The 21,593-nt window shown below is 36.3% G+C and carries 20 protein-coding genes; 12 read left to right on the forward strand and 8 right to left on the reverse strand.

Translation table 11 applies throughout. From position 1 onward, the window contains the following. From A9G45_RS14390 to A9G45_RS05575, 3 genes are all read left to right on the forward strand, one after another. A partial coding sequence (locus A9G45_RS14390; RefSeq protein WP_065572378.1) for a T6SS immunity protein Tli3 family protein occupies window positions 1–669 on the forward strand: 669 nt, incomplete at its 5' end. A gap of 32 nt (window positions 670–701) precedes the next feature. Continuing rightward, on the forward strand, window positions 702–965 hold the full coding sequence (locus A9G45_RS05570; protein WP_065568430.1) for a PAAR domain-containing protein: 264 nt from the start codon (window positions 702–704) through the stop codon (window positions 963–965). Then, on the forward strand, window positions 962–2,350 hold the full coding sequence (locus A9G45_RS05575; RefSeq protein ID WP_065568429.1) for a hypothetical protein: 1,389 nt from the start codon (window positions 962–964) through the stop codon (window positions 2,348–2,350). Before A9G45_RS05570 ends, A9G45_RS05575 begins: the two co-directional genes overlap by 4 nt. A gap of 203 nt (window positions 2,351–2,553) precedes the next feature. Here A9G45_RS05575 and A9G45_RS05580 read toward each other — a convergent pair whose 3' ends face one another. From A9G45_RS05580 to A9G45_RS05590, 3 genes are read right to left on the reverse strand one after another with little or no spacing between them, the layout of a single operon-like run. After that, window positions 2,554–3,711 (reverse strand): ABC transporter permease, encoded by a 1,158-nt coding sequence (locus A9G45_RS05580; protein WP_218057042.1) that lies wholly within the window; start codon window positions 3,709–3,711, stop codon window positions 2,554–2,556. Then, window positions 3,708–4,847, reverse strand: a complete 1,140-nt coding sequence (locus tag A9G45_RS05585; protein WP_065568428.1) for an HlyD family secretion protein — start codon at window positions 4,845–4,847, stop codon at window positions 3,708–3,710. The genes A9G45_RS05580 and A9G45_RS05585 overlap by 4 nt, the downstream gene beginning before the upstream one ends. A 58-nt stretch (window positions 4,848–4,905) precedes the next feature. Next, window positions 4,906–5,403 carry a MarR family winged helix-turn-helix transcriptional regulator gene (locus tag A9G45_RS05590; protein ID WP_065568427.1) on the reverse strand — a complete coding sequence of 166 codons (498 nt, stop codon included), beginning with the start codon at window positions 5,401–5,403 and terminating at the stop codon, window positions 4,906–4,908. 283 nt (window positions 5,404–5,686) lie between these two features. Here A9G45_RS05590 and nirB point away from each other — a divergent pair, with 283 nt between their 5' ends. The 4 genes from nirB to cysG all read left to right on the forward strand — a co-directional run bounded on the left by nirB (window position 5,687) and on the right by cysG (window position 10,951). After that, a complete protein-coding gene (nirB, locus tag A9G45_RS05595; protein WP_065568426.1) occupies window positions 5,687–8,209 on the forward strand; it encodes a nitrite reductase large subunit NirB in 2,523 nt (840 codons plus the stop codon). A gap of 1 nt (window position 8,210) precedes the next feature. After that, window positions 8,211–8,543: a nitrite reductase small subunit NirD gene (nirD, locus tag A9G45_RS05600; RefSeq protein WP_065568425.1), complete on the forward strand. Its 333-nt coding sequence runs from the start codon at window positions 8,211–8,213 to the stop codon at window positions 8,541–8,543. A 24-nt stretch (window positions 8,544–8,567) separates the two neighbouring features. Beyond that, window positions 8,568–9,335: a nitrite transporter NirC gene (gene nirC, locus A9G45_RS05605; protein WP_065568424.1), complete on the forward strand. Its 768-nt coding sequence runs from the start codon at window positions 8,568–8,570 to the stop codon at window positions 9,333–9,335. 230 nt (window positions 9,336–9,565) lie between these two features. Beyond that, entirely contained in the window at window positions 9,566–10,951 is a 1,386-nt protein-coding gene (gene cysG / locus A9G45_RS05610; protein WP_065568423.1) for a siroheme synthase CysG, read from the forward strand. Window positions 10,952–11,136: 185 nt separating this feature from the next. Here cysG and A9G45_RS05615 read toward each other — a convergent pair whose 3' ends face one another. The 3 genes from A9G45_RS05615 to narX all read right to left on the reverse strand — a co-directional run bounded on the left by A9G45_RS05615 (window position 11,137) and on the right by narX (window position 14,899). Further along, window positions 11,137–12,159 carry a DUF4272 domain-containing protein gene (locus tag A9G45_RS05615; protein WP_065568422.1) on the reverse strand — a complete coding sequence of 341 codons (1,023 nt, stop codon included), beginning with the start codon at window positions 12,157–12,159 and terminating at the stop codon, window positions 11,137–11,139. Window positions 12,160–12,418: 259 nt separating this feature from the next. Then, complete coding sequence (gene narL, locus A9G45_RS05620; RefSeq protein WP_065568421.1) at window positions 12,419–13,072, reverse strand: two-component system response regulator NarL; 654 nt, start codon at window positions 13,070–13,072, stop codon at window positions 12,419–12,421. A gap of 3 nt (window positions 13,073–13,075) precedes the next feature. Continuing rightward, a complete protein-coding gene (gene narX / locus A9G45_RS05625) occupies window positions 13,076–14,899 on the reverse strand; it encodes a nitrate/nitrite two-component system sensor histidine kinase NarX (protein WP_065568420.1) in 1,824 nt (607 codons plus the stop codon). A gap of 216 nt (window positions 14,900–15,115) precedes the next feature. Here narX and rplU point away from each other — a divergent pair, with 216 nt between their 5' ends. The 4 genes from rplU (at window position 15,116) to cgtA (ending at window position 17,920) form a co-directional block, all read left to right on the forward strand. Next, window positions 15,116–15,424: a 50S ribosomal protein L21 gene (rplU, locus tag A9G45_RS05630; protein ID WP_034948580.1), complete on the forward strand. Its 309-nt coding sequence runs from the start codon at window positions 15,116–15,118 to the stop codon at window positions 15,422–15,424. A gap of 15 nt (window positions 15,425–15,439) precedes the next feature. After that, complete coding sequence (gene rpmA, locus A9G45_RS05635) at window positions 15,440–15,700, forward strand: 50S ribosomal protein L27 (RefSeq protein WP_034915250.1); 261 nt, start codon at window positions 15,440–15,442, stop codon at window positions 15,698–15,700. 88 nt (window positions 15,701–15,788) lie between these two features. Then, window positions 15,789–16,754 (forward strand): DMT family transporter, encoded by a 966-nt coding sequence (locus A9G45_RS05640; protein ID WP_065568419.1) that lies wholly within the window; start codon window positions 15,789–15,791, stop codon window positions 16,752–16,754. Next, window positions 16,754–17,920 (forward strand): Obg family GTPase CgtA, encoded by a 1,167-nt coding sequence (gene cgtA / locus A9G45_RS05645; RefSeq protein ID WP_065568418.1) that lies wholly within the window; start codon window positions 16,754–16,756, stop codon window positions 17,918–17,920. The genes A9G45_RS05640 and cgtA overlap by 1 nt, the downstream gene beginning before the upstream one ends. Before the next feature lie 670 nt (window positions 17,921–18,590). On the opposite strand, the gene smrB is transcribed toward cgtA, so the two are convergent. Both smrB and nth read right to left on the reverse strand, forming a co-directional pair. Continuing rightward, a complete protein-coding gene (smrB, locus tag A9G45_RS05650) occupies window positions 18,591–19,130 on the reverse strand; it encodes an endonuclease SmrB (protein ID WP_065568417.1) in 540 nt (179 codons plus the stop codon). Window positions 19,131–19,135: 5 nt separating this feature from the next. Further along, the gene (gene nth, locus A9G45_RS05655) at window positions 19,136–19,774 is read right to left on the reverse strand and encodes an endonuclease III (RefSeq protein ID WP_065568416.1); all 639 of its coding nucleotides are present in this window, start codon (window positions 19,772–19,774) and stop codon (window positions 19,136–19,138) included. 281 nt (window positions 19,775–20,055) lie between these two features. Between nth and putP the strand changes: the two genes are divergently transcribed. Continuing rightward, entirely contained in the window at window positions 20,056–21,543 is a 1,488-nt protein-coding gene (gene putP / locus A9G45_RS05660; RefSeq protein WP_176700682.1) for a sodium/proline symporter PutP, read from the forward strand. The last annotated feature ends 50 nt before the right edge of the window (window positions 21,544–21,593 follow it).

The following is a 21,593-nucleotide window of genomic DNA, read 5'->3' on the forward strand; positions in this document are numbered from 1 at the left end:
GTCAGTAAAAAGCGGCAGGTAATTTATCGATATGATGCCGATCGTTATTTAGAGCTACAAGGTGAAAATTGCAGTGGATTGATTTGGTATCATGATGATAAAAATAATATTCATACCTTAATTACCGAACGATTTTATACGGCTTATCATTTACCGAAATTTAACTACTATAACCCCGGCAAACAGTATATTGCCATTCCTACCGATGATCTGTCCGATTTTGTTTTTTCAGTCGATGGGGGCAGACATTTTATAAAAGCGATGGTCTCTCCAATGGCTGCTGTCCCCGGAGAAGAAGTGGCTTACTTTATTGGGGTGGATGATTCGCCAATTGAGGATACTTATTATGAACCGGAAAAACCAAATACACCGATTACTATTTCGGGTAATACCGGCTATTTTATTTTAAAAAATCATGAGGTGATATTTGGGGCTTCTTATAGATATAATCGAATTGATTATGAAAATGGATTAAGTAACTATCAAATTTTTTATCCATCAGCGGCATTTTCTGATGAAAGGGTTAGGAATGGCTCTAAGTTTGGTGCTTATAAAAAACTGCTCAACAATAAAGAATATCAATTACGGGTAAATTCAATAAAAAATCTAAAACCCGAACCTTACCAAGGTTGGGATAAAATACGTTGTGAGGTTGGGGCGGAAAAGTAAAAATATTTTAGGATAATTTTAGGAATGACTTTATGAAAGGTGTAATTCGATTAGGCGATCCGCATTCCCATGGAGGATGTGTGATAAGTGCATCTGGTGCTATTTTTGACGGTAAGCCAGTTGCATTAGTTGGCGATCAGGTATCTTGTCCGATAAAGGGGCATGGTGTAAATCATATTGTTGACGGGCATCCGACTTGGAAAATGTATAGTCGATCTGTTGCCATTAATGGCTGTAAAGCTGCTTGTGGCTGTGAGCTTATTTCAACATTATCTGTTGTAGGGAGTGAAACATGAAATGGAGAGTACCTAATATACCAGAAAAAGTACTACCTAAAAATTTTTCTATCTGGATTTATTTATTGGTTTTTGTGTTGAGCGCCATTTTTTTTGAATTTATAGTGTTACTCATTAATGGAAACAGTGTGCTATCTAATTTATTATTAGGGGGTTTTTATCTTGTTATTGTACCGCTATTTTTTAGTTTATCTATAACGGGGTTTATTTATAGTTTTTACCATTCACAATTAATTAAGGCGCTATTTTTTAATTTAAATATTAAAAATAAACTAGCGATATGGCAGATATGGGCAAGAGAATCAATTGGGTTAGTTGATTATTGTTATTTAACAGAAATCGATAATCTTGCTTTAAAAGTTATGGGGCTAGAAGGCAGTCAACCAATGAATCCCGATAAAGTAATGCCGATTTCAGTTATACATGAAATGAGTAGTTCGCCACTATTTTATGTGTTTGAAAAAATTATTATGCCAATGAAAGCTAAAATTAATAGCTTGCAAAAAATCAAAGTGCTATTAAATATGACTCAAAGTTCAGATGCTGCGGTTATGGTTTTAGCTAATTATTGTCATTTAAATCATATTAATATTAACGAGTCTGATATTGTGTTATCCGATTGCATCCCTTCGCCTGAAATCATCGATGAATGGATAGATACAAAATATGATGAATCTATTTTAATGATTAATTTAGTATACGATGTTAAGAACCAATTATCTTTTAGTGAATATTGCTGTGCATTATTATTTTCTAATGTTAATAAAGCATTAAATCTATCCAAATTAAGAGTGTTTCGACCTCTTAAAACCGAACTTACTGATTTAAGTGATGATATTGGTTATTTAATTAAAGCCGAGCAGGTTGAAAAGAAACGAGTTAATCAATTATGGACGACATCTTTATCTTCTTCTGCATTAAATATTTTAAAGGAGACATTTTTTGATATTAATGGTGAAATTATAATTGCGCCAAATAAGGTTTATCCATTAGATATTAATTTAGGTAAATTAGGCGAAAGCCATGCATGGCTTGCATTAGCACTGGCTGCTGATGGGGTAAATCAGGGACAAAAGGGGCAAATGATTGCTGCGCAAGGAAATAACGATATTTATATTATGCAATTATCGGATAGAACCGTCCAAAGTAACGAAGAAAATGACGAATTATTTATTTTCCCTATGGTTTATTTTTTTAGTCTTGTTTTTTGTCTGTATTCTATTATTGCTTTATTGGCCGTTCATTATATTGAATTGAAGGATATATTATCAATAATCGTTTTTAGTACTTTTTTATCGATGATTGTAGTTTGTATTTCTCTTTATTTTAAAATCCAAATTTATCAAGAGGAGTTTGATGAAATTTGGTGTGAATCTTTTAGATGATAACTTAAAGGTCGTTTGTATGCGGGGGAAGTGACGTTAGTTAGCTTCAGCTTTATAAAGTCATTGTTGTAATATTCTAAAAAAGAAGTGCCAACTATAAATTTACCCCTCGGTGAACATTCATCGAGGGGTAAAAATTGATGTGGTGTGGTATCAATTTTTTACTGAAACGTAGATGTTATTTGAAACTTTTTGACAAAAAATTAGTTTTTTGCTGTCTTTTTTACTCGCTCAACAAACATCATCACAACAAAAGCAATAACCGTTAAATAGATGATAAAGATCCCATAGGTTGAAAGCATATCAATAAACGAGCGCCCACGCATAGCGCAGTCACGGAAAAATCGGAATAACCAAACTAATGGAAAGGCATGACTGGCATAATAGGCCCAAATAGGCATAATCCCGACCGCCATGGTTGAGCCGCCCATGATGAATCCCGGTGGCACTAAAAATATCATTCGGCTTGCCCCTTCACCAGGATGGTTGGTGTTCCAAGAAAGTAAAAATCCTAACCAGCCAAATGCAAGTCCTGTCATAAATACGCTAGGTACGAATGCAAAATAGTTACCATCAAAACGCAGTTGTCCAAAAATGACCAATATTGCGGTAATTAACGTTAGCGCGGTGGTGTAAAATAGGGCATAAGGCACGGTTCGCGCCAATAGTGGCAAAAATCCACGCTCGACAACGGTATTCCACATTCCTGTGCTTTTTAAGCGGCCGATAATCATTAACGATGTTAGTCCATAAGTCAGCGACGAGAAGAAGTAAACAAAATAAATAATTGTCGATATTGTTGATGAGCTCGCCGGGTTAAACATGTAGCGTGTTTTTAATTGCATTGGTGATAAAGTCGCTTCGGTTGCTTCTCTTCCTTGCCCTAATGCAGCAACTTTACCAACGCTTAATTCTACCCCTAGCTCAGGAATGATTTCGTTAAGACTTTGCATGACTTTAGCGTTTTGTGCATCATTCGTATCATCAACAAAGTAACCTAATTTAACTGTTTTATCGCCTTTCTTTAATGACTTTTCCAGCCCTTTGGGGATATATAGCACCCCTAAATTACTATCGTGTGAAACTAAGGTAATTGGGTTTATTGGTGAGTGAATGACCTCAGATATTTCAATAAAAGGCGAGGTATTCACTTTGCTGATTAGTTCAGTGGAATAATTCGAACTGTCTAAATCAATAACCGCAATTTTTCCTTCAAAAACAGAGCCATGGCTCAATACCATTGAAAAAATAAGCGACACGATAGCGGCTAAGCCCAAACACACTTTATAATAAGGGATGAAGTGGCCTGATAGCATCGCATCAAGCTCTTCAAGCATAGATTTAATGATGTTTTGCATCATTGATTAACCTCAAGTGTCATTCCAGTTAATAATTTAGGAATGGATTCTATATAAATTCTGACTTGGTAAGATGTTAAATCGGCTTGGCCGCGTTCGCGAGTCATGCGTAAATCAGCAAATGAAGGCGCCGCGGTTGCAAAACGTACGGTGCCTTTTACTGTTTTGTCGAGTGCAATAACATTCGCTTTTACCTGAGTACCTGGCTGATAATCATTAACCATTTTTTCGTTAACATAAATATCAATATATTTGCGATCAGTTTCTAACAATACCGCAGGCGCACCAGCCGGCACCATTTCACCATCTTCAAACATCAGCTTTAGTACTTTGCCATCCTCTGGTGCAACTAATGTAAGGCGGTTGTAATTGACTTTGAGCTGTTTTAAATCGGTTTCCGCTTGTGCTAATTGAGCCCGGATCTGAGCAAGTTGATTTTGACGATTTTGCAATTTTTGTTTAGCAATTGTGATTGATTGCAATGTCATACCGGTCGCATTTCGGGTTTGTTCAAATTGCGTCATTTGTTCAGGGGTTGCGCCAATCATTAATGTTGACAATTGACTTTCAATCTGGACAACTTGCATTTTTGTGTTGATGTAGGCATTGCGCGCCGCGTCGAGTTGCGATTGTGAAGATCCACCGGCTTTTCTTAATTGAGTATGGCGTTGAAATTCAGTATTAGCCAAATCTCGAGCTGATTTTGCTGCCTCTAAGCCTGCTTTGACTTCTTCTATTTTGCGCCATGTTGATAGTTCATTAAGATTGATTTCGTTTTCAGTGATTTCGATTGCTGCTTGTTCTTGATTGACCGCAGCGGTTTGGCTGTCGACCAATGCTTGTAAGCGATCAATAGATAGTTGGGTATCAATATCTTCAAGTTGCATTAAAGGATCGCCTTTTTTTACGAATTGTGATTCTTGAACAAATCGTTTTATGACCTTTCCACCAACATTTTGGAATGCAATATTGATTTCATCAGCAGTTAATACCCCTGATTTGATACTTTTTGCCACAGTGACAGCATCGTTTCTGGAACCAAGACAAATTAGTATTGAGCCAAAAAGAAGTAGCAATAAAAAGATAACAGGGATTTTAATGTTTTTAGGTAAATTATTGAAGTTTAATTTATTTTTCATTTATTTAGTCAGCTAAGTATATGGTTAAAATATTACGATTATTAATAAATACTAGCAATTATTTCCGCAATAATTTGCGCAACATTGCAATTAAAGATTCTTGCTCTTGTGGATTTAAGACTTGAGCAAAAGCGCGAATCGATTTTAAGTGATCAGGTAATGCTTTTTGAATAAGATTCACTCCCGTCGTGGTGAGCGTGATGAGTCGGGAGCGGCCATCTTGTCCACTTTTCGTCATTGATATTAAAGGATCTTGGGTAGCTAACATTCGTTTTACCATTACCGAAACGGTTGCCGGTGTAACGCCGACTCTTAATGCGAGCTCGCTAGCACAAGTTTCTCCTTCACTATACAAGGACATTAACAACGCAAATTTTCCTTCAGATACATCATAATCTTTTGCCAGTTGCGCATAAATATTTGAGCGAATTAAATCGGCGGTAGTGATTAAACTAAGGACAAGATCGACACCGGAAACCTCAATGGTTTCATCAGTAAATCTTTGCGCTTTTGCTAAAGTTTCGCGTGAAGGAAGTTTTCTTGAATTGTAATTCAATTATCATTACTCAATTTATTTAGTCGGCTAATTATATAAAGTTAATTATAATTGGCAACTTTTTTAACTATTTTTTATGGGTTGGTTATGGGAGGGGAGTCGATATTGTTTTATAACTAATTGTCATTGTTGCTTATTTTCAAATAAACTTTTTTTAAAATAGCCTTATCTTTACCACTAAAGTAGTAATCCTTGAGAGTAGTTATATTCTGTACAAAGTTTCATACAATGTGAGCAAAATAAAAATTAAATGATTAAATTAAAATAAATTTGGAGTTGTTGTATGAGTAAAACCAACCTCGTTATCATTGGTAATGGAATGGTTGGGCATCGTTTTGTTGAAGAGTTAATTGATAAAATGTCGCCTAATCAATTTAATATTACTATTTTTTGTGAAGAGCCTCGCCTTGCCTATGATCGCGTTCATCTTTCCTCTTATTTTTCCGGTCATACTGCTGAAGCACTTTCTTTAGTTCGTGAAGGGCTATATGAAGAAAATGGCATTAACATATTACTTAATGAACGCGCTATTTTAATCAATCGTCAGCGTAAAGAAGTTCATTCACAGACGGGGCGAATTGTTAGTTATGATAAATTGATCATTGCAACAGGATCTTATGCATGGGTTCCACCGATTAAAGGCGCTAATGGTTTAAATTGTTTTGTTTACCGAACCATTGAAGACCTTGATGCTATTGCTGAATGTGCTAGCCACTGTAAAACGGGGGCGGTTGTTGGTGGTGGCTTGTTGGGGCTTGAAGCTGCCGGTGCATTAAAAAACTTGGGAATACAAACACATGTCGTTGAATTCGCACCAGTATTAATGGCAGAGCAACTTGATGTAATGGGAGGCGAGCAGTTACGCCGAAAAATTGAAAGTATGGGCGTTAGCGTTCACACTAGCAAAAATACCCAAGAAATTATTCACACACCATCGGGTAAAATTATGCAATTTGCTGATGGCACATCACTTGAAATTGATTTTATTGTTTTCTCAACAGGTATTCGCCCGAATGATCAGCTTGCCAAAGCATGTCAGCTTGAAATTGGCCAACGTGGTGGCATTGTGGTTAATGACTATTGCCAAACTTCTGATCCTGATATTTACGCTATTGGTGAATGTGCTTGTTGGCAAGGCAGAGTATTTGGTTTAGTTGCACCAGGATATAAAATGGCGCAGGTTGCCTTGGCGCATTTAATGGGTGAGCAAACTCCATTTGAAGGCGCAGATATGAGCGCTAAATTAAAATTAATGGGAGTAGATGTCGGCAGTATTGGTGATGCTAAAGCGAAAACAATCGGTAGCCGTAGCTATGTTTATTTAGATGAAACGGTTCCTATTTATAAAAAATTAGTTGTCTCTCAAGATAATAACAAGTTATTGGGCGCAGTGCTTGTTGGTGATACTTCAGACTATAGTAATTTATTACAATTAATGCTTAATGATATGGATCTGCCAGAGCACCCCGATACTTTGATATTGCCTGCTCATGCAGGAGCAAAACCTACGATGGGCGTTGAAGCGCTTCCTGATTCGGCCCAAATTTGTTCTTGTTTTGATGTAACGAAAGAAAAAATTGTTAATGCAATTAATGCAGGTTGCCATACCGTTGCAGCAATAAAAGCCGAAACAAAAGCGGGCACAGGGTGTGGGGGGTGTATTCCCTTAGTGACCCAAATCCTTAATATGGAATTAGCTAAACAAGGGATCGAGGTTAGTCACGCATTATGTGAGCATTTTAAATATTCTCGTCAGGAGTTATACCATTTAATTCGTGTTGAGGGTTTAACGTCATTTGATCAAGTGATTAAAAAACATGGTCAGGGCTATGGTTGTGAGGTTTGTAAACCCACCGTTGGATCGTTATTAGCCTCAAGTTGGAATGATTATATTCTTAAAGATGATTTAATCCCTTTGCAAGATAGTAATGATATTTTCTTGGGAAATATTCAAAAAAATGGTACTTATTCGGTGATTCCGCGTAGCGCCGGTGGTGAAATTACGCCAGAAGGGTTAATTGCTGTTGGTCAAATAGCTAAAAAATATCACCTCTATTCTAAAATTACTGGTTCACAACGTATTGGCTTATTTGGTGCGCAAAAAGATGATCTTCCAGCTATTTGGAAGGAGCTTATTGATGCCGGTTTTGAAAGTGGTTATGCATATGCTAAAGCATTAAGAATGGCAAAAACTTGTGTTGGTAGCACATGGTGCCGATATGGTGTGGGTGATAGTGTGGGTTTTGGCGTTGAGTTAGAACATCGCTATAAAGGTATTCGGGCACCGCATAAATTTAAGTTAGGTGTATCAGGTTGTACGCGTGAATGTGCCGAAGCCCAAGGTAAAGATATTGGTGTGATTGCTACAGAGAAAGGGTGGAATCTTTACGTTTGTGGTAATGGTGGTATGAAGCCTCGCCATGCTGATTTACTTGCGGCTGATCTAGATAAAAATACGCTAATTCAATACATTGACCGTTTTCTTATGTTCTATATTCGTACCGCTGATAAGTTACAACGTACATCCGTCTGGCTTGAAAATCTAGAGGGCGGTATTGATTATTTGCGTAGTGTTATTGTTGACGATAAGTTAGGGATTAATGCTGAACTAGAAAGCGAAATGGCGCGCTTACGTAAATTAATGGTGTGTGAGTGGAAAAAGACGGTTGAAAATCCTGAAAATCAAGTTCGATTTGCTCACTTTATTAATAGTAATCAGCGTGATGAAAATGTGCAAATTGTAGCGGAGCGCGATCAGCATCGACCTGCTACAGCAGAAGAACGTAAAATAATGTTAGGGGAATAGTATGAGTCAATGGATAACGGTTTGTAAGCTTGATGATATTTTGCCAGGCACCGGAGTTTGTGCGCTTGTTGGTCATGATCACGTTGCTATTTTTCGTCCATATAATAATGCTGATCTTTATGCGATTAGTAATATTGATCCTTTTGCTAAGGCAAGTGTGTTATCGCGAGGCATTATTGGACAGCATGAAAATGAGCTATATGTTGCCAGCCCACTAAAAAAACAGCGTTTTCGTTTAAAAGACGGTTATTGTTTGGATGATGAACAATATTCTATCGCCTATTATCAAGTGAATGTTAATGATGATGGTACTGTGCAGGTTAAATCAAATTAAATATCTTTTTAAGAGGGTAAAAATATGTATACAGAGACAATCAATAAATGTGCTGCTAATGCAGCGCGTATTGTTCGCTTGGCAAAAACCAATCCATTCGGTTTTTGGGTAAGTTCAGCCATGGCGGGTGCTTATGTAGGTTTTGGTATTATTTTAATTTTTACTTTGGGTAATTTGGTTGAACCTTCAATAAGACCTTTAGTTATGGGGGCGACATTTGGGATCGCATTAACGTTAGTGGTAATTGCTGGATCAGAATTATTTACTGGGCATACCATGTTTTTAACGCTTGGGGTGAAATGCAAAAAAATTACACACACGCAGATGTGGTTAGTATTGCCACAAACATGGCTGGGAAATTTAGTTGGTTCAATTTTTGTTGCGGCACTGTATTTTTATGCGGCAACGCCTTTATTATCTACCGATACTAGCCTTGTGCATACTGCGGCTTTAGCAAAAACATCGGCCGCGGCTTGCCCATTATTTTTTAGAGGTGTGTTATGTAACTGGCTAGTTTGTTTAGCAATTTGGATGGCTAATCGTGTTGAAGGGTCTGCAAAATTTATTGCAATTTGGTGGTGCTTGTTAGCATTTATCGCTTGTGGTTATGAGCACTCAATCGCCAATATGACGCTTTTTTCGCTTTCTTGGTTTGGTAACCATAGTGATGCTTACACGCTAACTGGAATTGGTCATAATCTATTATGGGTATCATTAGGAAATATTGTTTCTGGTGCGTTATTTATGGGGCTCGGATACTGGTATTCAACGCCTAGAGCTGAGCGACCTTAATTACTGCTGAATAAAAAGTTGGTTATTCAACTCATTAGCTTAAATCGGAGGGGCGATATAGCGAATTTCCCCTCTTTCAATAAAGAATGTTTAATTAGCATTGTGTTTGGCGTTGATTGTTACAAGTCATACAAAATAGCAAGGTAGTTAAACACAGAATAATGCATAGAGTGCTATTGTTAGATTGATTATCAGTAAATTGTTAAAAAGATGTTTTATTTTGAGGTGTTATGGATTATTTCCCCTTATTTTGTAAGTTAGAAAACCGTGATTGTTTGTTAGTCGGTGGTGGTGAAGTTGCTGAACGTAAAGCGCGGCTATTACTTGAAGCGGGCGCACGTCTTACGGTTAATTCTCAATCGTTTAATGAGCAATTTATGTGTTGGCATGAACAACAGCAACTTACCCTAGTTCAAGGGGAATTTAATGCACAATTACTTGATAATAAGTGGCTGGTTATTGCTGCCACAGATTGCCAAGATATTAACCAAAAAGTGAGCCTTGAGGCTGAAAAACGGTGTGTTTTTTGTAATGTGGTTGATTCTCCTAAGGAGGCTAGTTTTATTATGCCTTCAATTATCGATCGCTCGCCTATTATGGTAGCCGTGTCTTCAGAGGGGCATGCTCCTGTTTTGGCTAGATTATTGCGTGAGAAATTAGAATCTATTTTGCCCGAACATTTAGGAAAACTGGCTAAATATTCAGGTTATTTGCGCAATAAAGTTAAAAAAACCTATCAAACAATCACTGAGCGCCGTCGTTTTTGGGAAAGGTTGTTTTCTCATGACAGGTTGGCTCAAGCAATTGCAAATAATGATTCTGAGCGTGTTGAGAAGCTCACTAATGAGTTATTTGATGCCTCGCTTGATTCTCGAGGTGAGGTTGTGTTAGTCGGAGCGGGTCCTGGTGATGCTGGGTTATTGACTTTAAAAGGATTACAACAGATCCAGCAGGCAGATATTATTGTCTATGATAGATTAGTCTCAGATGAAATTATGAATCTTGCTCGCCGAGATGCTAAACGTATTTTTGTTGGTAAACGAGCCGGATTTCATTGTGTGCCTCAAGAACAAATCAATCAAATTCTTTTACAGCAAGCTAAAAAAGGTAAGCGTGTTGTGCGTTTAAAAGGTGGCGATCCTTTTATTTTTGGTCGAGGTGGTGAAGAGTTAGAAACATTATTTAACGCTGATATTCCTTTTTCGGTCGTGCCAGGCATTACGGCAGCGTCGGGGTGTTCTGCTTATAGCGGCATTCCATTAACGCATCGAAGTTACGCGCATAGTGTACGGTTAATTACAGGGCATTTGAAAGATGGTAGCCACCTTGATTGGCAAAGTTTAGCAGCCGAAAAACAAACACTGGTTTTTTATATGGGATTATCTCAAGCTGCAAACATCGAAAAACAGTTAATTAAGCATGGTATGGATGCAAATACGCCAGTTGCCATTGTAGAAGAAGGTACAACAACGAAGCAAAAAGTTATATCGGGTTTGTTATGTCATTTAACGCAACTATCATTACAAGCTTGTAGTCCGAGTTTAATTATTATTGGCCCGGTTGTGGCATTACGTGAAAAACTGAGTTGGTTTTCTGATAGTAATGGGAACAGCTAAATTAGTTTTAGTGGTGCGCAATGCTACGATTGTATTTTTTCGTTACTTATAAAAGGTTCAGTTATTCACTTTAAAAAATGGCTAATGAGATGAATCATTAGCCAATGAATAAAGTATCTACTAATTTAATACAGTATCTACTAATTTAATACGGCATGGTGCCTGCTAAATAATAAGACAAAATATTAGGTCGGTGTATCGACATCATCCCAATCCGCATTTTCAAAGCAAGTTAACCAATTTAATGCATAATGGCGCTCTTGAATAACGTCACTTATTATTGAAGCGGGTGGTTGCTTATCTTTCATTTGATAATCTGTGGTTATCCAATGTAAGCGGTAATGTAAATCTAAAGCATCTAACAATTCACTAACTGGTCTTAAGGTTACTGTAGAATTATCTTGCTCACAGTGTTGCATCCCTTCGTCAACTAACGATGAAACATTACAGATAGTATCAGCAAAAGGGAGCTCAGATTGCCACTTGATTGCCCATTGTAAAGGTAATAGTGCCTCATATTTCCAAGACATATCTATTACATCTTGCTCTGTTGGTTGCTCGCTATAAATAAAGTCACGTTCATTATTTGATAAAGCCGCAAACCCCGTTGGGCAACGTTCTTTAAATTCCATCGGATTAATCGGATCATTTTCTCGAAAACTTTCGGCTTGAATACCTGTTAACATTATCGCTAAAGCACGTGCAGCGACTTCTTCTGGTGTTCTAAGTATGACTTCTGATTCAGCAATAACCGGTGGTAAATGTGTCGGTGTATGCAATCCTAATTTAGCTAAATACTGCTCCGTTTTTGCTTTGCGCTTTAATGCTTCTGGTGGGTAAGGCATAACTGCATCTAAATCAATATCCCCATCAGGATCTTGTAAGACATCGCCATCAGGATTTCGAATCGTGCCATCTGGCATCAATATAATGGCATTTACCTGCCACCCCCAAGTAGTAAATTTATTGAAATTATCTTCTTCAATCTCAAAGGCCCATTGGTGTTTAACTCGTTGGATATGACGATACAAAGCATAACGACGTGAATTCATCTGCCCATCGCCTGCTTGCATGACATAACCGATAAAACCATCAAGGTGTTTCATCAATTCAGGATCATCTAATCCACGATGATATAAACGTTCACAAGGGAAATCAATGGCTGGTGGGTGAGTGACTGTCGAATAAGCATTAATCAATATTGGCATTTCAAATATTCCTATTGTAGATTTTGTGTGTATGGCTATAAATAGCAGCTATTTATTTGCACAATTCTATTATAAGTTATCATATCTTTCTAGTTTTCAATGCTTTGTTTGATTTTTGTGATGTTTGTTATTTTGTTAAATGAATAATGTTATTTACTAATTCGCCGAACAGGAAGTTTTTATGTTATAAATCGTTTTACCCTATTAAACAAAGATAACGCATAACGATTTATCTATTTTTATTTTTCAATGGATAAGATTATTCCTTACTTTGTAGATACCATACGGTCATTTCCATTCGTGATTTAAAATTAAGTTTTTTGAATATGCTTTTGATGTGTACTTTTACAGTACTTTCTACGATACCTAGCTCTTTTGCAATTAATTTATTCGGCAGGCCTTGAACTAATAAATTAAAAATTTCATTTTCTCTTGGTGTCAACAGGCTTACATCGTGAGTTTGATTAGTAAGCTGTTCTTCACCATGACGCATGTAATTGAGGATAATATGTGAAATCGCATCATCCATAATTAGCTTTCCAAGCGAGATTTCTTTGAGTGATTTTAGAAAATCCTCTGGTTCCATATCTTTTAATAAATACCCATCAGCACCTGTTTTTAGTGCCGTGATAATATCTTCTTTTGCGTCCGATACGGTGAACATAATAATGCGACTTGCGATGTTTTTCTCCCGTAAATAGCGCAATATTTCTAGCCCATTGACATCTTGCATATTGATATCGAGCAGAATAATATCAGGATCGAGCTCTTGGGCTAATTTAACCCCTTCGATACCTGAGCCAGCTTCTCCCACAATTTCAAAATGGTTTACTGTGTTTATTAATTGTTTCACGCCATTTCTTAACATTGGGTGATCATCAATAAGAAGAATTGAACTATTTATTTGTTCCATTTTTTACTCATCTATTTTTTTTAATGGAATGGTTTTGTTTGCTTTAAATGCTACCATAATTTGTGTTCCTACATGAGGTTTGCTGTTGATTGATAAATTGCCATTTAGTATTTCAACCCTATCACGCATAATAATTAGTCCATAACGATTATCCTGTTTAATATTGTTTTGTAAACCAATACCATTATCTTCAATACAAACAGAAACAATTTGGTCATCATTCATTTTTAAATTGACAGCGACTTGTGTGGCTTTTGCATGTTTGTATATATTATTTAGCCCTTCTCGAATAATCTGTAATAAATGAAATGCATATTTACTATTAATAATATTAAGTGGTAATTGGTATTCAAATTGAATATTGAATTGTAATTTTTGGTTAAACTCTTCAATGAGTTCGATTAAACTTGCATAAAAGCCTGTGCGATTGAGACGTAAACGGAAAGAGGTGATGAGTTCTCTTAATTGTGAATAGGTAAGATTGATCTCTTTACGCATGGTTGCTAATAAATCAATACTGCTTTGCGATGTGAGATCTGATTGCATTTGTAAGCAACTAAGGTGTATTTTTAAACAAGAAAGTGATTGTGCTATCGAATCATGCAGTTCTCTGGCCATAGCAGAGCGTTCTTTCATTAATAAATATTGTTTCTGTTGTTCTATTTTTCTCTCTAGCTTCATTGCTGTAGTCATTTGCTCAATGAGCCCCATAATTAAGCTTTCTTGCTCATCGGTTAATATTAATCCCGTTGGTTGCAAAGCAAATAATATCCCATATTTTTCTCCGTTTTCTTGAAGATACCAATGGCGTTGAAGGTTTTTTTCGGAACCATGCTTGGACGAGATTAAACATGCATTGCATTTAGGGCTTTGGCAATAAGGTAATTTTTGCTCGTTATCGTAACTGGCTTGTTGATAATGCTCAGGATCATCGGATTCATAAAAGCGAATTTGAAAGTGAGTTAATGGCACTAACTCTTCTAATTGACGTAGGATTTTTAAAAAACGGGCACATAATGGCTCTGAAGTATGTAGTTGCTTCGTTGCTTGGTATTGAAATGAAACGATTTTATTGGTTTGTTGTAGCCTGGCTGTTTTTTCAGCAACTTGTTGTTCTAGCAATAAATATTGTGATTCGATCTGCTCTGACATCCGATTAAAAGCCAGCCCTAGTAAATCAAACTCATTTTTTGGGGTTCTAATATTAAAACGTTCTTTAAAATTGTGATTTGTAATAGCTTCAGCCATATCTAGTAGCTTTTGCCATGGTGCAAGCAGGTAATAACGCAAGTAATAAATTTGAACAATTAAAAAACAGACAATAATGGCAATAAATAATTGTTGTAATTGAGAAATATAGTAAATTTTACTTTCGGTTTTTTGATCAATCTTATGCACCAAATGGTTGATACGAGTCACATAGTTTTCAATGTCAGTTTTTATCTCATTCAATTTTTTTGCTTGCTGTATTTTAATGGCAATGTGAGTATTCCAATCAAGTTGTAATTGATTAAATTCATTCATTAAGTCATAACGTTTTAAAAGCATTAAATGCGGTTGTGATGAAGCAATATCACTAAATATATTTAAACGGTCATACTCTCTTTCATCCAGTGGTATCATAGTAAGCAATTGGTAGTTTTTCATTCTCAGTAGCCCCAATTGATTTACCATGTATGCGCCACCTTTGGCATCGTTGGCTACCTGAATTGAAAACGATAATGCGACTAAAGCAATCATTCCTAAAAAAAACAATAATAGCGTTAAACGGTTAATAATTGATGCGGTGTGGCCAATTTTTCTTTTCGGTGTATAAGCACTCATCATTATTTTATAATTTGTTTTGGGTAACTAATAATTTATGATTATTGTAGCTTGAAAAAAGTGTACCGCTGATCTTTTTTGTAACTTTTTGCGATCTTTTGGTAAACAGCGCTTGCAACAAGCATAAATTTTGCGTAAAATTCACGCCCTATAAGATTAATCAATGCAGACATATATGTTTAATCAAGTAATCGTCTGCTTTTTATTGCGGAGTTAAGTATGTACGCAGTTTTCCAAAGTGGTGGTAAGCAACACCGAGTTAGCGAAGGGCAAGTCGTTCGCTTGGAAAAAATTGAAGTCGAAACAGGTTCAGAAGTTGTTTTCGATAAAGTTTTAATGGTAGCAAATGGTGAAGACATCAAAGTTGGTGCTCCGTTTGTTGAAGGTGCAACAATTAAAGCAGAAATTGTTGAGCACGGTCGTGGTGACAAAGTGAAAATTGTTAAATTCCGTCGTCGTAAACACTATCGTAAACAACAAGGTCACCGTCAGTGGTTCACTGATGTGAAGATCACTGCAATCGCTTAATAGGAGTATCGCACAATGGCACATAAGAAGGCTGGTGGTTCATCACGTAATGGTCGTGATTCCCAAAGTAAACGTTTAGGTGTTAAACGTTATGGTAGTCAAGAAGTTCTTGCGGGTAATATTTTAGTTCGTCAACGCGGAACTCAATTTCATCCAGGTACCAATGTAGGTTGTGGTCGCGATCATACTCTATTTGCCTTAATTGATGGGCAAGTAAAATTTGAAGTTAAAGGACCTAAAAACCGTCGTTATGTTAGCGTAGTTGCAAATAGCTAACTTAATAGCGGGTCAAAAGTTATAAAAGCCTCACAGTTATTGTGGGGCTTTTTTCTTTTCTTTAAACGCATATAAAATCGATAGCGATATGATAAAACAGCAAAATGTTAAATTAGGTTTTGCACTTGCCATGTTAACTGCGGTGATGTGGGGTATTGTGCCAGTTGCAATGAAATATGCACTAGTGGTTGTTGATCCCTTGACATTAGCCTGGTCTAGGTTAGCTATTTCAGCGCTTGGGATTACCATTTGGTTGGTTTACAAAAAGCAATTTCCTAGTTTAATGATGTTTAAAAAACGCCGTCGCTTTATTTTATTGATAATTGCTGGATTTGGATTGCTGGGTAATTTTGCTTTATTTGCTAGTGCAGTTCAATACCTTTCAGCCACAACAGCCCAAGTTGTTGGGCAAACTGGCATTGTGATATTTATGGTGTCAAGCGCTTTAATTTTTAAAGAGCGACTAAGACCAACTCAGATCATTGGTATTTTAGTCTTACTAATTGGGTTAGGGCTATTTTTTAATAAAAATATTGCAGATCTGTTTTCTAATATGTCTTCGTATGGTATAGGGGTTTGGCTTGGTTTACTTGCTTCGGTCTCATGGGCTTGCTATGCACTTGCTCAAAAGGTGTTATTACGTAAATTACGTGCAGAACAGCTACTTTGGTTAATTTACCTTATTTGTACCGTGTTTTTAATGCCATTTACTTCACCAAGCAGGATTGCAAATGCTGATGCAACGCAACTTTTTGCAATTATATTTTGTGGTTTAAATACTATCATTGCATATGGTGCGTTAGTGATGGCAATGGAGCGGTGGCAAGCGGCACAAGTTAGTGCTATAACAACCCTAACGCCATTATTTGCACTTGTCTTTTCAGATCTGTTTGCATTAATTTGGCCTGAAAAGTTTGCTATGCAATATTTAAATATTTTAGGTTATATTGGCGCAGTGTCTGTTGTTGCGGGCGCAATGTTTGCGACCATTGGGCATTATATTTGGCATCCAAGAAAAGGCTGGCTAATTAACCGCAATAAAGGGGAAGAATAATGAAATTTGTAGATGAAGCTTCAATTCGAGTCGAAGCTGGAGATGGTGGAAATGGTTGTGTTGGTTTTCGCCGAGAAAAATATATACCTAAAGGTGGCCCTGACGGTGGTGATGGTGGTGATGGTGGTGATGTATTTTTTATTGCTGATGAGAATTTGAATACACTTGTTGATTTTCAGTTTGAAAAAAATTACCGTGCTGAACGTGGTCAAAATGGGCAAGGTTCTGATTGTACCGGTAAACGAGGTCGAGATATCACGGTTAAAGTGCCTGTAGGAACGCGAATTACGGATAAATATACTGGTGAAGTTATTGGCGATTTAACGCATCACCAACAAAAAGTATTGGTTGCTAAAGGTGGCTTTCATGGCCTAGGAAATGCACGTTTTAAATCATCAGTAAATCGTGCGCCAAGGCAAAAAACGGACGGTACGCCAGGCGAAAAACGCGATGTGTTATTAGAGTTATTATTACTTGCTGATGTGGGGATGTTAGGCTTACCTAATGCGGGTAAATCAACGTTTATTCGTGCTGTTTCAGCAGCCAAGCCAAAGGTAGCGGATTACCCATTTACAACATTAGTACCTAGCTTGGGTGTGGTTAGAATGGATAACGAACAGAGTTTTGTTGTTGCTGACATTCCCGGATTGATAGAAGGTGCATCTGATGGAGCAGGGCTTGGTATTCGTTTCTTAAAGCATCTTGAACGTTGCCGAGTGTTAGTACATTTAATTGATATCGCACCAATTGATGGCTCTGATCCGATCGAGAATGCAAAAGTCATTATCCAAGAACTACATCAGTATAGTGAAAAACTAGCTAATAAACCGCGTTGGTTAGTGTTTAATAAAATGGATGTATTAGGTGCTGAAGAGGGGGCTGAGAGAGCGGCTGAAATTGCTAAGGCACTTGGTTGGCAAGATAAATATTATACTATTTCTGCAATTAACCACGAAGGTGTAAAGGCTTTATGCTGGGATTTAATGGAATATATTAATGCACATCCACGTGAAACCGAGCAGGCAGAATCATCGCCAGAAAAAGTGGAGTTTATGTGGGATGATTATCATCAACAAGTAATGGATGAAGCTTTTGATGATGATGAAGAATTTGAGGATTGGGACGAAAGCGATGAAGAGGGTGTTGAGTTTATTTATCAAAAATAATAAGGATGATTGTCTTAATCTAAAATAATTTATTCATTGCGTGAAATCGTATTATAAAAGCAGAAGGGAAAGCTTCTGCTTTATTTTTTTGTATTGAGCAACTGTAAATTTATTATTTATAAAATAAGAGAATAATAAATTTATTGCTATGTAACTAGAAGTAGTCAAAAAAACGCTTGATTTTAATAATGATAATCATTATCATTAATTCGTACTTTGTTAGAGCGTAGAAAGGCTTCTGGAAAGTATGACATTGCTCACATTGCTTCCAATGTTTGCCAGCTTAATTAAGCTGGCTTTTTTATTTTACAGATAGCAGTTTAGTGGTAATCAACCCAATATTAAAATTAGTTTTCTTTTCTAATTTATTGCTAAATAATTTTGGGTATTGCACTTTAATATTTTTCCTAACCTCTCTATACCTATTTATCTCTATCATATGATTTTTTTGTTTTTCCATTATGTTGAATATTTAGTCATCCATTTTATACGGATATTTTTTGCTATGAAAAATGAGTGTAACAAAGATATATTTTATGCGACAACGTCAATATTTTGTTCGACAACAATGATTGCTTTGTTAGCTATATGTTGTGAGTCGTATAACAATAAATATTATGAAATAATATGATTGAATATTTTTGAATATATCGATGAGATATATGTTATTTTAAATATTTGTTAATTCATTAATATCAAATAAAATCAATAATGCAGCACTACCACCAAACTCTTTGGGGGCTTGATGAAAACAGATAATACGTGGATGTTGTGCAAGCCACAGTGGTGTTTGTTTTTTTAGTATATTTTTACCATGACCATACATAATACACGCACAATGCGCTCTTTCTCTTAAACATGCAGCGATAAGGGTTGCAATTTCTTTTTTAGCTTCTTGTTGAGTAAGCCCGTGCAAGTCTAAAAAGAATTCTGGATTATAAAATCCACGGCGCAATTTTTTTACTTCGTAAGGATCAGCATTTTCTCTGCTATAGCGGATAGGATCTTCTTGCAATAATGGTTGGTAATTATCGGAAAAGTAAAATTCAGCATGATCTTTTTCATGTTGTAATTTTTTTGTTTCTACCGTTTTTTGTGAACGTTTTATCGGTTTATGAATAACGGTATCTTGCTTAATCTTTTTGATATTACCAATACTGTTTTTAAATAAGTCGATATCTTCATGATCTAATTTAAATTTATTTAGCATGATTCTCACTCTGGGTAAATTTTTTCTTTAAATTCGCATAAATCTTCAATCACACAAGAACCGCACCGAGGCTTACGCGCAATACAGGTATAACGGCCATGCAAAATTAGCCAATGGTGGCAATTGATTTTGTACTCTTTAGGTACAACTTTCAGCAATTTTTCTTCAACAGCCTCAACTGTTTTTCCAGGTGCAAAACCAGTGCGGTTGCTGACTCGAAATATATGAGTATCAACGGCAATAGTTGGCCAGCCAAAGGCTGTATTTAAGACAACGTTAGCCGTTTTTCGTCCAACGCCAGGCAGTTCAATAAGCGAATTAAAATCTTCTGGCACTTCGCCTTGATATTTATTAACTAAAATTTGGCATGTTTTTATAATATTCTCAGCCTTACTATTATATAGCCCAATAGTGCGGATATAACTTTTTAATTTATCAATACCAAGCGCCAAAATTTGCTCAGCAGTATTGGCAACAGCAAACAAGGGTTTAGTGGCTTTGTTTACACTCACATCAGTTGCTTGTGCTGAAAGCACAACGGCGATTAGTAGCTCAAAAGGTGTTTGATAAATTAGCTCTGTTGTTGGATCTTTAATATGATCCTTTAGTCTTTCTAAAATTTGGATTCGGGTTAATTGTTTCACGAAATAATGATATTAAAAGTTATTTAGACATATTATATACTTTTATTTATTGTTTATCTGTAGGTCATTGTTAGTTTTTCTAGAGTTATAAACAATAAAATTGGTAGTGTACTAATTGATAGTGTACGAAATTACAGATTGTGATTTGAATTTATTTGAAAAATTATATCGGTTTTATTTATTTGCGTATTTACATTCATCATCACTGTCTTTTTAGCATGCTGATTTTATGGTAAGCTAGCCGACTCTTTTTAATTTCATCAAATAAGGTTTTTTTTAATATGTCCTTACCCATGATTGTTACCTTTGCTGTGTACATTTTAGGAATGATTGCGATTGGCTATTTTGCGTTTCGATCAACGCAGAATTTTGGTGACTATATTTTAGGTGGGCGTCGTATTGGTAGTGTTGTGACTGCGCTTTCGGCGGGTGCATCTGATATGAGTGGCTGGTTGCTGATGGGGTTACCAGGTGCGGTTTTTTTGTTTGGTATTTCTCAAAGTTGGATTGCCATTGGACTTATCATTGGCGCATACCTCAATTGGTTATTGATTGCTGGGCGATTGCGTGTTTTTACTGAAGTCAATCATAACTCTTTAACATTACCTGATTATTTTGCGCGGCGATTTGATGATAAAAGTTCTTTGCTTCGCATTATTTCAGCTTTGATTATTCTTATCTTTTTTACCATTTATTGTGCTTCGGGTGTGGTTGCTGGAGCAAAGTTATTTGAAAGTACATTTGGTATGAGTTACGGCTGGGCTATGTTAGCTGGTGCTGGTGCAACAATTATCTATACCTTTATTGGTGGTTTTTTAGCAGTAAGTTGGACAGATACCATTCAGGCTAGTTTGATGATGTTCGCCCTTATCTTAACGCCAATTATGGTTATGGTAAATGCAGGTGGTTTTTCTGATGCAATGGTATATATTGAATCACTTAACCCTGATTATACCAATTTATTGGCTCATATGGATTTTATTTCTGTTATTTCCTTATTAGGTTGGGGGCTTGGTTATTTTGGTCAACCTCATATTTTAGCTAGGTTTATGGCGGCTGATTCTCATGAAGTTATGAGAAACGCGCGTAGAATTAGTATGACTTGGATGGTTTTATGCTTAGGTGGTGCAATTACCGTTGGCTTTTTTGGTATTGCCTTTTTTGCTCATCATCCAGATTTAGCTTATTTGATTAATAATGGTAAACATGAACGTATTTTTATTGAGCTATCTAAGTTGCTTTTTAATCCTTGGATTGCTGGTATTTTGCTAGCGGCTATTTTAGCGGCAGTAATGAGTACATTAAGTTGCCAATTGCTGGTTTGTTCAAGTGCACTAACAGAAGATTTTTATCGTGCATTTTTTAGACCGAAAGCAAAACAAAAAGAACTTGTTTGGGTTGGTCGTATTATGGTGTTGTTAGTTTCAGTTATTGCTATTTTATTAGCCATTAATCCAAATAATAGCGTACTTGATTTAGTGAGTCACGCTTGGGCTGGATTTGGTGCGGCATTTGGACCTATAATCATATTTTCTGTTTTTTGGTCTCGTATGACTCGTAATGGTGCTCTAGCTGGAATGATAACAGGTGCTGTAACGGTATTGCTATGGATTAATTTTAATTGGTTTAATCTTTATTCACTTATTCCTGGGTTTGTTTTTTCTTCTATAGCAATTATTATTGTTAGTCTTATTGATAAAAAACCTAACAATATAGTGGAAGATCATTTCAAACAAGCGTATAAACGTTATCATAACAAAACAGAATAACATTTTATTTAAACTAGAATATAAACGTAATAAATTTAATAGGTAAAATA

It is taken from the genome of Gilliamella sp. HK2, from assembly GCF_001690265.1.
GTDB lineage: Bacteria > Pseudomonadota > Gammaproteobacteria > Enterobacterales > Orbaceae > Gilliamella > Gilliamella apicola_C.